General features: G+C 61.1%; 12 protein-coding genes. 7 read left to right on the top strand and 5 right to left on the bottom strand.

The features are described 5' to 3' along the window. Positions 1-31 precede the first annotated feature (31 nt). From tilS to cysS, 4 genes are all read right to left on the bottom strand, one after another. Positions 32-1,033: a tRNA lysidine(34) synthetase TilS gene (gene tilS / locus GZ092_RS18495; protein WP_293638525.1), complete on the bottom strand. Its 1,002-nt coding sequence runs from the start codon at positions 1,031-1,033 to the stop codon at positions 32-34. 4 nt (positions 1,034-1,037) lie between these two features. Beyond that, positions 1,038-2,018, bottom strand: a complete 981-nt coding sequence (locus tag GZ092_RS18490) for an acetyl-CoA carboxylase carboxyltransferase subunit alpha (RefSeq protein ID WP_293638524.1) — start codon at positions 2,016-2,018, stop codon at positions 1,038-1,040. 62 nt (positions 2,019-2,080) lie between these two features. Then, entirely contained in the window at positions 2,081-2,785 is a 705-nt protein-coding gene (locus GZ092_RS18485) for a DNA-3-methyladenine glycosylase 2 family protein (protein ID WP_293638522.1), read from the bottom strand. 70 nt (positions 2,786-2,855) lie between these two features. Next, a complete protein-coding gene (cysS, locus tag GZ092_RS18480; RefSeq protein WP_293638520.1) occupies positions 2,856-4,247 on the bottom strand; it encodes a cysteine--tRNA ligase in 1,392 nt (463 codons plus the stop codon). Positions 4,248-4,550: 303 nt separating this feature from the next. Here cysS and GZ092_RS18475 point away from each other — a divergent pair, with 303 nt between their 5' ends. From GZ092_RS18475 to GZ092_RS18445, 7 genes are all read left to right on the top strand, one after another. Then, entirely contained in the window at positions 4,551-5,117 is a 567-nt protein-coding gene (locus tag GZ092_RS18475) for a tetratricopeptide repeat protein (RefSeq protein ID WP_293638519.1), read from the top strand. A 34-nt stretch (positions 5,118-5,151) separates the two neighbouring features. Next, on the top strand, positions 5,152-5,760 hold the full coding sequence (locus GZ092_RS18470) for a peptidylprolyl isomerase (RefSeq protein ID WP_293638517.1): 609 nt from the start codon (positions 5,152-5,154) through the stop codon (positions 5,758-5,760). Positions 5,761-5,781: 21 nt separating this feature from the next. Continuing rightward, entirely contained in the window at positions 5,782-6,291 is a 510-nt protein-coding gene (locus tag GZ092_RS18465) for a peptidylprolyl isomerase (RefSeq protein ID WP_293638515.1), read from the top strand. A 34-nt stretch (positions 6,292-6,325) separates the two neighbouring features. Continuing rightward, positions 6,326-7,129 carry a UDP-2,3-diacylglucosamine diphosphatase gene (locus tag GZ092_RS18460; RefSeq protein ID WP_293638514.1) on the top strand — a complete coding sequence of 268 codons (804 nt, stop codon included), beginning with the start codon at positions 6,326-6,328 and terminating at the stop codon, positions 7,127-7,129. A 10-nt stretch (positions 7,130-7,139) separates the two neighbouring features. Continuing rightward, complete coding sequence (locus GZ092_RS18455; protein WP_293638513.1) at positions 7,140-7,919, top strand: M90 family metallopeptidase; 780 nt, start codon at positions 7,140-7,142, stop codon at positions 7,917-7,919. A 229-nt stretch (positions 7,920-8,148) separates the two neighbouring features. Then, positions 8,149-10,896 carry a magnesium-translocating P-type ATPase gene (mgtA, locus tag GZ092_RS18450; protein WP_293638511.1) on the top strand — a complete coding sequence of 916 codons (2,748 nt, stop codon included), beginning with the start codon at positions 8,149-8,151 and terminating at the stop codon, positions 10,894-10,896. 149 nt (positions 10,897-11,045) lie between these two features. Next, positions 11,046-11,630: a cytochrome b gene (locus tag GZ092_RS18445; RefSeq protein ID WP_293638509.1), complete on the top strand. Its 585-nt coding sequence runs from the start codon at positions 11,046-11,048 to the stop codon at positions 11,628-11,630. Here the strand turns inward: GZ092_RS18445 and GZ092_RS18440 are convergent. Next, a complete protein-coding gene (locus tag GZ092_RS18440) occupies positions 11,627-12,598 on the bottom strand; it encodes a glycosyltransferase family A protein (RefSeq protein ID WP_293638507.1) in 972 nt (323 codons plus the stop codon). The two genes, GZ092_RS18445 and GZ092_RS18440, sit on opposite strands and share 4 nt — an antisense overlap. Positions 12,599-13,161: the final 563 nt, after the last annotated feature.

Here is a 13,161-nt window from a genome sequence, read left to right as displayed (position 1 = left end):
AGCCTTTGATTATAGCCAGCGCAATTTTCGATCATCCTTTTGTGGAGGTGAAAGTGACGGCGTAATGCAGGCTGCCGCCCTGCCGTGTCACGTGGCCCGTCGCCACCTTGAGATGAATCCGGTGGCCACGCGTGGTGCAGGCGGCCACCTGGTGCAGCAACTGGTCCAGCTGCGCCGTGCTCGGCGTGGCCTGCTGCAGCAGCAGCCAGTGGCGCAGCAGATTGGCCTGGCGCGCTGTTGACAAAGCCTGCAAAACCTTGATGGCGGGCGGATTGCCGGCAGCGGCCAGATCCTGCACGGCAACTTCCACCAGCACCGCCTGCGCCTGCGCGGCATGGCGCGCACTGCGCGCAAAAGTGGTCCGAAACTGCGGAAACGCCTGCGCCAGCGCGGGCAGCAAGCGCGCCCGGATGCGGTTGCGGGTGTAGCGTTCGTCGGTGTTGGTCGGATCGTCTACAAATTCAATCGCCTGGTGCGCCAGCCATTCGCGCAGGACGGCGCAAGGAATCTGCAACAGCGGCCGGTAAAACGCCATGCCGCCGCGCTCGAACCGCGCCGGCATGGCCGACAGGCCGGGCAGGCCAGCGCCGCGGCTCAGTGCAAGCAGCAGGGTTTCGACCTGGTCGTCGGCATGCTGACCGAGCAGCAAGCCATGCATGCCGTGCGCCGCCGCCGAAGCTGCCAGTGCCGCATAGCGTGTACGCCGGGCCGCGTCTTCAGGGCTTTCGCCCGGCGCATGGCGGGCATCGGCCAAAATGACATGCAAAGGCAGGCCGATCTGCCTGCAAACCGATTCGCAGATCTGGACAAAATCATCGGCAGCCGCCTGAAGACCGTGGTGGACATGGAAGGCCTCGACCTGGCCCGGCCAGCGCTCGGCCGCAGCCAGCAGCAAGGCGGTCGAATCGGCGCCACCACTGTAGGCCACGCCCAGCGGCAAAGGGGGATCGGCCGGGAACAGGGTGGCAAGGCCTGCCAGTGCCGGATTGATCGGCTTTTCGAGGCGCGCCGCGCCTGGCGGCGGCGAGTGCAACAGACTATTTGCCGACGTCAGTTTTGATGTCGGTAAAGCGGCCATAGCTTTGCAGCCGGTCATAGCGACGGTTGAGCAATTCCCTGACCGGCAGGTCGCTGATCTGGCGGAAGGCATCGTTCAGCGCGCGCTTGAGGAAGGCCGACATCTGCTTCGGGTCACGGTGCGCCCCGCCGACCGGCTCGTTGACGATCTTGTCGATGACGCCGAGCGCCTTGAGCCGGTGCGCGGTAATGCCCAGCGCTTCGGCTGCATCCTGCGCCTTGTCGGACGTTTTCCAGAGAATTGACGCGCAGCCTTCGGGGCTGATGACCGAATAGATCGAATACTGCAGCATCACCACCTGGTCGGCCACCGAGATGGCCAGTGCGCCGCCGGAGCCGCCCTCGCCGATGATGGTGGTGATGATCGGCACTTCAAGCTGCGCCATTTCGAAGATGTTGCGGCCGATGGCCTCGGACTGGCCGCGCTCTTCGGCTTCGATGCCGGGGTAGGCGCCAGGGGTATCGACAAAGGTGAACACCGGCAGCCTGAATTTTTCCGCCGTCTTCATCAGGCGCAGCGCCTTGCGGTAGCCCTCGGGCTTGCTCATGCCGAAGTTGCGCAGCCCGCGTTCCTTGGTGTCGCGGCCTTTTTGGTGGCCCAGCACCATGCAGGCATTGCCATTGAAGCGGGCCAGGCCGCCGACGATGCTCAGGTCGTCGGCAAAATGCCGGTCGCCATGCAGTTCGACAAAGTCGGTGAAGATGTCCCGGATGTAGTCCAGCGTGTAGGGCCGCTCGGCATGGCGGGCAATCTTGGTGATCTGCCAGGGCGTCAGAACACTGTAGATGTCCTTGGTGAGTTGCTGGCTTTTTTTGGCCAGCTGCTCGATTTCGTCCGAAATATCGACCGCTGACTCGGTTTGCACATAACGCAATTCTTCAATTTTTCCTTCAAGCTCCGCAATCGGCTGCTCGAAATCGAGAAATGTCTTTTTTGCCATGGTAATCCTCAGACTTTTAATGCTTGGTCAGGCCGCAAGCGAAGCGCGCTGCACACCGGCAGTCACGCACCGGGCACAATTTTCGGGTCCAGCGAGCGCCAAATATACCAAGTCGCCACGCTGCAGTACGGCGCCCAGGCAGCGGCGACTTCGCGCGCGTCGCTGCGGCTGACCGATTCGCCGGAGAAATAGTTGTGGCTGATGCCGTTGATCAACCCGACATCGTCGAGCGGCAGCACGTTGGGCCGCGTCAGGTAAAACATCAGGAACATCTCGGCCGTCCAGCGGCCGATGCCGCGAATCGCGATCAGCTCGGCAATGATGGTTTCATCGTCCATCGCCTGCCAGTCCTGCACATGGACGCGGCCGGCATCGAAATGAATCGACAGGTCCACGAGGTATTCGACCTTGCGCGCACTCAGGCCGGCCGCGCGCATGTCGTCAATCTTCAGGCGCAGCACATGGGCCGGCGTCATTTCAGCGGGCAAGGCGGCAAAGCGGTGCCAGACAGTCTGCGCGGCTTTCACGGAAATCTGCTGGCCGACAATGCTGCGCGCCAGCGTGCTGAAGGCATCGCCGCGCGACTGCAGGCAGGTGCTGCCAAACTGTGGAATCAGGCGTTTCATGACCCGGTCCTTTTTGACCAGGTGCTTGCAGGCGTCCAGCCAGTACGGCGGCACGATGATGGCGGGCTCCGGAGCGCCGGCCTTGTCGGTGAGTTCGATGGGCGTTGCACTGGAAGCATTGGCATTTACTATGTTTTTCATAGCTGCTTACTCACGCCAGACGCGCGCAAAAGGTCTGAAACGCTTGAAAATTTTGAAAATTTTGAGTTTTTCACGATTTCACCTCCCAGGTTGTTCCCTGGGGCGAATCTTTCAGCACGATGCCCTGCTCCAGCAGTTCGGTGCGGATGCGGTCTGCAATTGCAAACTCCTTGGCCTGCTTGGCTTCAGCGCGCTGCATGATGAGCGCCTGGATGGCCGCGTCGTCCAGCCTGGCCCCGGCCTGCAGATAAGCCGAAGGTTCGGCCTGGAGCAGGCCCAGGCAGGCGCCCAGCGCTTTGAGCAACCCGGCCAGTTCGTCAGAACCGGTCCGGTTCACCTCGCCCGCCAGATCGAACAGCACGGCCATTGCTTCAGGCGTGCCAAAGTCCTCGTCCATGGCCGCCTTGAAGCGGGCGGCAAACGAATCGGCCCAGTCAATTTTGACAGTTGCTGGCGGAACCAGATCAAGCGCGGTGTACAGGCGTTTGAGCGCATTGCGCGCGTCGTCAAGGTGTGCGTCGCTGTAGTTCAAGGCGCTGCGGTAGTGCGCGCGCAGGATGAAAAACCGAACCGTCTCGGCGTCGTATTTTTCCAGCACCTCGCGGATGGTGAAAAAATTGCCCAGCGACTTGGACATTTTCTCGTTGTCCACGCGCACGAAACCGTTGTGCACCCAGAAATGCGCCAGCGGCTGGCCATTGGCGCCTTCGCTCTGGGCAATCTCGTTTTCGTGGTGCGGAAACTGCAGGTCGGCGCCGCCGCCATGGATGTCGAAGGTCTCGCCCAGCGTGGCGCAGCTCATGGCCGAGCATTCGATGTGCCAGCCGGGCCGGCCCTTGCCGTAGTCGTGGCCCAACGCGGCGCTGTCCCACTTGGCGTCCTCGGGTTCGGTTTCCTTGGCCGATTTCCACAGCACGAAGTCCAGCGGGTCGTCCTTGCCTTCGAGCACGGCCACGCGCTCGCCGGCGCGCAGCTCGTCAAGCGACTTGCCCGACAGCTTGCCGTAGCCCGGAAACTTGCGCACCGCATAGTTCATGTCGCCGCCCGAGCCGCGGTAAGCCAGTCCTTTTTTCTCAAGCGTGCCGATCATGGCCAGCATCTGCGGCACGTAGTCGGTCGCGCGCGGCTCCAGCGTCGGCGGCTCGATGTTCAGGGCGCCGATGTCCTGGTGCATGGCCTGGATCATCTCGTCGGTCAGGGCGCGAATCGTGATGCCGCGCTCGACAGCGCGCTTGATGATCTTGTCGTCGATGTCGGTGATGTTGCGCACATATGTGACCTGGTAGCCGCTGACCTTGAGCCAGCGGTGCACCACGTCAAAGGCCATCATCATCCGCGCATGGCCGATGTGGCAAAGATCGTAAATCGTCATGCCGCAAACATACATGCGGACCTGGCCGGGAACAATAGGGGAAAAATCTTCTACGGCACGCGACAGCGTGTTGTAAATGCGAAGGCTCATGGAAATTGTCTGGATGCGTGGTCTGACGTGGAAATGCCAGGGGGAGGAACAAGGAAAAACCTGAATATCCGCGCGCCACCGGCGGCGATGGCGCTGAAACAGAAGCGAAATTCTTCGGGAGAAACCGGGAAGGAACAACAGGACAAGGAGGGTGACTATACCCCCTCGGCTAGAATTAAACAGTATATCGAGCCGCTCCCGGCATCGGTCAGCGTGCTGTTAATCCGGTTCGGGCCGGCCTGCCACCCGGCCATCTTGCGCCTTGGCGCGGCCCCCTGTTTGCCCAAAAACAACGAGAGTCCTATGCCCACGCGAGCCGTTCTTTTCTGCAAGCCCCTGTCATTTTTGCCGGCCAGCCTGCTGCTGTTTGCGCTGCTTGGCGCGCCGGCAGTCCATGCCGACGAGTACACCGATGTCAACCGGCTGATCAGCGCCGGGCAGTTCCCCCAGGCCCTGACCCGCGCCGAAAAATACCTGGCCGCCAAGCCGCGAGATCCGCAGATGCGCTTCCTCAAAGGCGTGATCCAGAGCGGGACAGCCCAGACCGCCGAAGCCATGGAAACCTTTGCCCAGCTCAACCGGGACTTTCCCGAACTGCCCGAGCCCTACAACAACCTGGCCGTGCTGTATGCCGGCCTGGGCCAGTTCGACAAGGCCCGGGAATCGCTGGAAATGGCGATCCGGCTGAACCCGCGTTATGCCGTGGCCCATGAAAACCTGGGCGACGTTCATGCGCGGCTGGCCAGCCAGTCCTACAGCCGCGCCCTGCAGCTCAATGCCGCGAACGCGTCGCTGCCACCCAAGCTGGCATTGGTCAACCAGTTGCTGACTCCCGCCGCCAAGGCTGTCGCACCGGCCAGGGCACCTTGATTGCATCATTTAACTTTTAAAAAAGATCCACTCCATGAACTTTCCAGGCACCGCTTTCACCCGCCGCAGCGCAACGCTCCTGCTGGCCGTCCTTACCCTGAGCGCCGGCGTGGCCCTGGCGGCCGAACCCGCCGCGCCCAAGGTCAAATTTGCCACCAGCGAAGGCGACTTCGTGGTCGAGGTCTATCCCGACAAGGCGCCCAAGACGGTCGAGAATTTTCTCCAGTACGTCAAGGACAAGCACTACGACGGCACGATCTTTCACCGCGTGATCAACAACTTCATGGTGCAGGGCGGCGGCTACGATGCCGCCTATGCCGAAAAGAAAACCCGCGCCCCGGTGGTGCATGAAGGCCGCGAGGCACTGGCGAAGGGCGGCCCGAAAAACGCCGTCGGCACGCTGGCCATGGCCCGCACGAATGACCCCAACTCCGCCACATCGCAGTTTTTCATCAACGTGAAAGACAATGACTTCCTGAACCCGAACGCCCTGGCGCCCGGCTACACCGTGTTTGGCAAGGTCGTCAGCGGCATGGACGTGGTGGGCAAGATCAAGTCCGTGCCCACCGGCAGCGGCGGCCCCTTCCCGTCGGACGTTCCCAAGACGCCGGTCATGATCAAATCCGCAACCCTTGTCAACTAACCCACTCCTAAAGGAAATTTCATGAGCAATCCGAAAGTCGAACTGCACATTGCCAAGTACGGCGTCATCACCCTGGAGCTTGACGCCGAAAAAGCGCCCAAGTCGGTCGCCAACTTCCTGAACTATGTCAACAAGGGCCACTACGACGGCACCGTGTTCCACCGCGTGATTCCCGGCTTCATGGTCCAGGGTGGCGGCTTTGCGGTTGGCATGACGCAAAAGCCGACCGACGGCGAGATCGAGAACGAAGCCACCAACGGCCTGAAGAACGACATGTACACCGTCGCCATGGCCCGCACCAATGCGCCACATTCGGCCAGTTCGCAGTTTTTCATCAACGTCGGCAACAACGGCTTTTTGAACCACACCGGCCAGAACGCTTCGGGCTGGGGTTACGCCGTGTTCGGCAAGGTCGTCTCGGGCACCGAGGTGGTGGACCAGATCAAGGCCGTCAAGACCGGCCGCAAGGGCTTTCATGACGACGTGCCGCTCGAAGACGTGGTGATCGAAAAAGCCGTCGTAGTCGCTTGAAACGGCAGCCGGACTGAGCCTGCCTGAGTCCGCCATGGCCCCTTTCACGACCGTGCCCCCTTTGACCGAGCTTGTGGCTCCGCCGTCGTGGCGCACGGTCGATTTCATTTCGGACCTGCACCTGAACGCCGACGAGCCCGCCACCTTCAGGGCCTTGCAGGCCTACCTGCAGGGCACACCGGCCGATGCGGTGTTCATCCTGGGCGACCTGTTCGAAGTCTGGGTCGGTGACGATGCCGTCAGCGCCGACTTTCTTGTCCACCCTGAAGCGAATTTTGAAAACCGCTGCGCCAGCGTGCTGGCCCGGGCGGGCAACCGGCTGGCACTTTTTTTCATGCACGGCAACCGCGATTTTTTGGTCGGCCCGGCCTTCATGGACGCTTGCCACGCACGCTTGCTGGGTGACCCGACAGTGCTTGGTTTTGCCGGCCAGCGCTGGCTGCTCTCGCATGGTGATTCGCTGTGCCTGGACGACACCGATTACATGGCTTTCCGCCGGCAAGTGCGCAGCCCCGGCTGGCAGCAGGCTTTCCTGGCCCGGCCGCTGGCCGAACGCCTGAGCCTGGCGCGCGAGATGCGCCGGCAAAGCGAGGCGCGCAAGCGCTCCGGCATGGACTATGGCGACGTGGACCCCAACGCCGCCCGGCAGTGGCTGGCGGCAGCGAATGCCCCCACGCTGATCCACGGCCACACCCACAAGCCCGCGTTTCACGACCTGGGCAACGGCCTGTCACGCGTGGTGTTGAGCGACTGGGACGCCGGGGCCGGCGTGCCGCGCGCCGAAGTGTTGCGGCTGGACGGCAGTGGCCTGCAGCGCATCGCCGTCGGTTGCGCCTGACACCGGCGCCATGCTGAACTGGTTCAAAAACCTGGCGGGCGCCCTGGGCCTGCCCGGCACCCGCCCCAAGGCTATTCCCGAAGCGCTGTGGCAGTTGACGCTGCAGCATTACCCTTTTCTGGCGCGGCTTCCCGCCGCCGACCGGCAGGCGCTTCGCCTGCTCGTGGGCCGGTTCCTGCTGCACAAGGAATTCACCGGCGCGCACGACCTGGAAGTGAGCGACGAAATGGCCGTGGCGATTGCCGCACAGGCGTGTTTGCCGGTGCTCCGCCTGGGGCTGGACTGGTATGACGATTTCACCGGCATCGTCGTACATCCAGGCGCGATGCTGGCGCGGCGCAAGGCCATCGACCCCGCCGGCGTGGTCCACGACTACCGGGAATCGCTGCTGGGAGAAGCGATGCACGGCGGCCCGGTCACCCTGAGTTGGCAGGACGTGGCCGCGTCGGGCAAGCTGGCCGAGCGCGGCCACAACGTCGTGATCCACGAGTTCATCCACAAGATCGACATGCGGGACGGTGCAGCCGACGGCTGCCCGCCCCTGCCCTCACGCGCCGCCCACGCCGCCTGGCACGACACGATGCAGGCCGCCTACGACCGTTTTCGCGAGCAGGTCGCCATGGCCGAACGCTTCGGTGCCGAGCCGCCCTGGCTCGACGCCTATGGCGCCAGCGCGCCGGCGGAATTCTTTGCCGTGGCCTGCGAGGCTTACTTCGTCAACCGCGAGCACTTCACCCAGGACTTTGCCGACCTGACCGTGCTGTTTGACCAGTTTTTCAAGCAAAAATAGGCATTTCCGCAAGCTCTGCATACGGTTTAAGCTATATATTTAATAGCATTAAAGGTAGGATTGGCGAAGCGTGCTGCGACATCGGCGCCTGCGTCTTCCAGCCGGCTGGACCTGCGACCCGTCCGGCCTGCACAGCTTTCGGGACTTACGCTTTCCTAACCCTAAAAAGGGTAGATTCCAGCCACGCCTGCGGGTTACCAGGCAAAACGTCGGCAAAAACAAAAAATCCATGAACATTTTCAACCAGCTTTTTGGCCGCTTCCTCGCCTCGCGCCACACCCGCCACCTGTTTCGCCGCCGGGTCATCCTGGAGTCCCTGTCCAGGGAAGGCCGCGCTGCCGCCGTTCCCGACCAGCTGAACCGGCAGCTGGTGCAACGGGCCAAAGCGGACTTGCCCGGCGTACTGGCGCAACTCCATACCCGCAAAGAGGGCCTGAGCGATGCCGAAGCCGACGCCATACGCGCCCAGGTCGGCCCGAACGAGGTGGAACACGAAAAACCCATGCCGGGGTGGCTGCACCTCTGGCTGAGCTACAAAAACCCATTCAACCTGCTGCTGACGGTGCTGGCCGTCGTGTCGTATTTCAGCGAAGACATCAAGGCCGCCATCGTGATTGGCAGCATGGTGGCGCTTTCGACCCTGATCCGCTTTATTCAGGAGCGGCGCTCTAACCAGGCCGCCCTGGCGCTGAAAGAACTGGTCAGCAACACCGCGACCGTGATCCGGCGTGTGGAAGAAGCCGCTGGCCCAAACCGCCCACTCGAAAACGTACCCGCCATGCAGACCGCTGGCCAGGTCGAGCTGCCCATCAAGCAACTGGTGCCGGGCGACATCGTGCTGCTGTCGGCCGGCGACATGATTCCGGCCGATGGCCGGGTGATGGTGGCCAAGGACCTGTTTGTCAGCCAGTCGGCCATGACGGGTGAATCGCTGCCGGTCGAAAAATTCCCGGATGCCCAGGGCTCGGCGGAGAGCGCGCTGCAGATGGCCAATCTGGTGTTCATGGGCACCAACGTCGTGTCGGGATCGGCAACGGTCGTCGTGCTGACCACCGGCAACAGCACCTATTTCGGCACGCTGGCCACGCGGGTCACCGCCAGCACAGACGAAATCAATGCCTTTCAGGTCGGCGTCAACCAGGTCAGCTGGCTGCTGATCCGCTTTGCTTTTGTCATGGTGCCCATCGTGTTGCTGATCAACGGCTTTACCAAGGGCAACTGGACCGAAGCATTTTTATTTGCGCTGTCGGTGGCGGTCGGGCTGACGCCCGAAATGCTGCCGATGATCGTCACCTCCACCCTGGCCAAAGGCGCGGTGATCCTGTCGCGCAAGAAGGTCATCGTCAAGCGGCTGGACGCGATCCAGAACTTCGGCGCCATGAATGTGCTGTGCACCGACAAGACCGGCACGCTCACGCAGGACAAGATTGCTCTGGCACGCCACACCGATGTGTTTGGCCACGAATCCGAAGAGGTGCTGGGCTTTGCCTACCTCAACAGCTACTACCAGACCGGCCTGAAAAACCTGCTCGACCGCGCCGTGCTGGAGCATGTCGAGGTGCTTACAGAGCTGCAACTGGCCGATAACTACCAGAAAATCGACGAAATTCCTTTCGATTTCCAGCGCCGCCGCATGTCCGTCGTGGTGTCTGAACGCGAGCATCACCACGAGCTGATCTGCAAGGGCGCCGTCGAGGAAATCGTCGCCGCCTGCACCCATGTGCGCGATGGCGACAACACCCTGGCGCTGGACGCGGACATGCTGGCGCGGGTGCAGCGAGTGACGCGCGACCTGAACGAAGACGGCCTGCGCGTCGTGGCGGTTGCCATGAAGGAAATCCCGCCCAGCCAGTCGGTGTATTCGGTCGCCGACGAGTCCGCTCTGACGCTGATTGGCTACATCGCCTTTCTCGACCCGCCCAAGGAATCCACCGCCCCGGCGCTTGCAGCGTTGGCCGAGAACGGCATCACGGTCAAGATATTGACCGGCGACAACGAACTGGTGACCGCCGAGGTCTGCCGCCAGGTCGGCCTGCAGGTCGAAGGCATTGTGCTGGGACCGCAAATTGACACGATGGACGACCAGGCGCTGGCCGAAGCGGTCGAGCATCACACCATTTTTGCCAAGCTCTCGCCGCTGAACAAGGAGCGTATTGTGCGCACCCTGCGCAGCAATGGCCACGTCGTTGGTTTCATGGGCGACGGCATCAACGACGCGCCTGCGCTGCGCGCCGCCGACATCGGCATTTCGGTCGATACCGCCGTCGATATTGCCAAGGAAGCGGCCGACATCATCCTGCTCGAACGCAGCCTGATGGTGCTCGAAGAAGGCGTGATTGAAGGCCGGAAAACCTTCAGCAACATGCTGAAATACATCCGCATGACGGCCAGTTCGAACTTTGGCAACGTCTTTTCGGTGCTGATCGCCAGCGTGTTTTTGCCGTTTTTGCCGATGCTGCCGCTGCAGCTGCTGGTGCAGAACCTGCTGTATGACGTGTCGCAAATCGCCATTCCGTTTGACAACGTCGACGCCGAACTGGTCAGCAAGCCGCTTAAATGGAACCCTGACGACATCCGCCGCTTCATGATTTTTTTCGGACCGATCAGCTCGATTTTTGACATCACGACATTTGTGGTGATGTGGTACGTGTTCAAGGCCAACTCGCTTGAAAACCAGACGCTGTTCCAGTCGGGCTGGTTTGTGGTCGGCCTGCTGACGCAAACGCTGATCGTGCACATGATCCGCACGCCCAAAATTCCGTTCATTGAAAGCCGCGCCGCCTGGCCGCTGCTGGGCATGACGCTGTTCATCATGGCGGCGGGCATTTTTCTGCCCATGGGGCCCTTGGCGAGCTACTTCAAGCTCGAAGCACTGCCGCTGGCCTACTTTGGCTGGCTGACCGCCATCTTGCTGGGCTACGCGGTGTTGACAACGCTGATGAAACGTTATTACATCCGGCGTTTCGGCTGGCAGTAAGCCAGCAGGCAAAACGCTGCAACCCGATCGGCTTAATGTTTCTTTAAGGCAGCAGTTTTAGGATGGGCACACAAAAGCAAGGCGGACGGCTCGTTCGCTGTTGTTGACGCGCCCCATGCCTGAACAACTACTCAAAACAAGGAAACTCCATGCGCACATCCAGCTCCATAGCGACGGTCAATAGCAGACCGTATACACCCCTGGCCATGCTGCTTCACTGGACGCTGGCCGTGCTGATCGTCGGCATGGTCGCGCTGGGCTGGTACATGATGGAAATTGAAGATGATCCGGGCAGCGCCTGGTTTTTCAACCTTCACAAGTCCATCGGCCTGCTGATTGCCGGCCTGGTGCTGCTGCGCCTGGTCTGGCGGCTCGGCCACCCGCCTGCACCCCTGCCTTCCAGCCTGCCGTCATGGCAGGTCAACCTGTCCCGGGCAACACACTGGCTGCTGTACGCCGCCATGATCGCCATGCCCACCTTCGGCATCATCGGTGCACTGCTGAGCAAGAAAGGCATCGTGTTTTTTGGCACCACCCTGCCCCGCGTGTTTGAAGCCAACCACGACCTGGCGGAAACCTTCTTTGATGCGCATTCATTCACCACCTGGATTCTGGTGGTGATGGTGTCGTTGCATGTGCTGGCCGGGCTCAAGCATCTGCTGATCGACAAGGACGGTGTTTTTCAGCGCATGTGGTTTGTCCGTCGCCGTGTCACCGGCCAGCGGACAGGTTAGCCAGAGACGGTCTGATTGGCAGCCGCTGTCGCAGCTGCAGCTGCAGCTGCAGCCGCCAGCGCCATTCCTTTTTGCGGAGAAAGCCCCGGTTTTTGAAGAATCAGCTGCAGCTTGCCTGCCCCCCAGCCAAAATTCCAGATCCATTCGGCCAGCAAAGCCCGTCCCTGGGGCCGCCTCAAGGCCCGCGACACCAAGGCCCTGGCGCCTGACGGCAGCAACCGGACGATTGAGACCAGATGCCGGGGCAGGCTGAGACGACCCATCGCCGTCCCATAGTGATGGTGCATGCGGGTGGTGTCGCGCCCCCAGTTTCGACCCTGGTGGAACCTGGCCATGAATGCCGACTTTTCCCGGTAGTGAACCAGCGCTTCGGGTTCAAAGTGCAGCGCATAGCCGGCCAGTTGCGCCCGCCAGCAATATTCCCCGTCGTGAACGATAGGAAAATCAACATTCAGCGGACCCAGTTTTTCATAAATCGAGCGACTCAGGCCAAAACCACAAGCGCTGGCTGAAAAGAAATGCGGGGCAGCAGGCATGCGGTAAAGCCCTGCAGACTGATAGCCCTCGCCATGCGGCGGATGAAGCCAGACGGCGTTCAGCTTGCGGTGGTCCAGGCGCGCCAGCACAAAATCATGCGACGTCAGGGCGCGGCCCATGGCGGCAAGCCAGCCCGGCGCGACTTCATCATCAGCCTCGCAAAAGACAAACGCATCGCCGGTAGCAGCCTCGATGCCCGTGTTGTAGGAATGCGGCACACCCAGCCGAGGCGTGCCGGGCAGATGCGCCTGGACGATTTTCAGCATGGGAAGCCGCGCCCGGTAGCCCTCGGCCATGGCCATGGAATCATCGGTCGAGCCATTGTTGACGACGATCAGTTCCCACCCGTCCGGCCAGTCCTGGACCGTGAGCGCTTCAAGCTGAACCGCCAGGGTGGCCGCACCGTTGAAGCATGGAAGAATGACACTCAATTTCAGAACATCCGGTGCTGATCTGCTGTGCATGTAATGTGGCGCTTATTGTTGTGGATTCCCTGAATTATTAAATTCCAAAACCCTTTTAACAACATCACACTTTAGCCCGTTTGGCCTATTTCCTGAGGGAGAAACAAGCCGGACATTTCGCACGCAAAGATGCATTCAGGCATCAGCGTTCATCCGGAGTCAGGGCCGGGGTTCACCGGACAAGCCAGAAAGCTTTGATTTCGTCACTACGCAGATCGCTTTTCAGGTCGATGCGCAATGACAGGCGCCTCTGGTATTCACATCCACTCTGTCATCCCGGACTCGACCCGGGAACCATGACTTCTCCTCATCAAAGTCATGGGTTGCAAATCAAGTCCGCCATCACAAAGAAAATACGAAGCGCTTCAAGGGATGTTGAATAATTACAAAATTTCATACAGAAAAAGCCTTTCGCGCATGCCCCGTCTACGCAAGGAGCTATTTATTTGAGCCAATTGCACAATTCTGCGTCATAGGTTCAGAAGACTGGTTTTTCGTAAAAGCCAAGCTGGATGCGATCGAACTGAAGA

This window comes from Polaromonas sp. (assembly GCF_010365105.1).
Taxonomy (GTDB): Bacteria; Pseudomonadota; Gammaproteobacteria; order Burkholderiales; family Burkholderiaceae_C; genus Polaromonas.
Note: the sequence above shows the minus strand (reverse complement) of the source record. Positions and strands in the feature narration are given on the sequence as shown.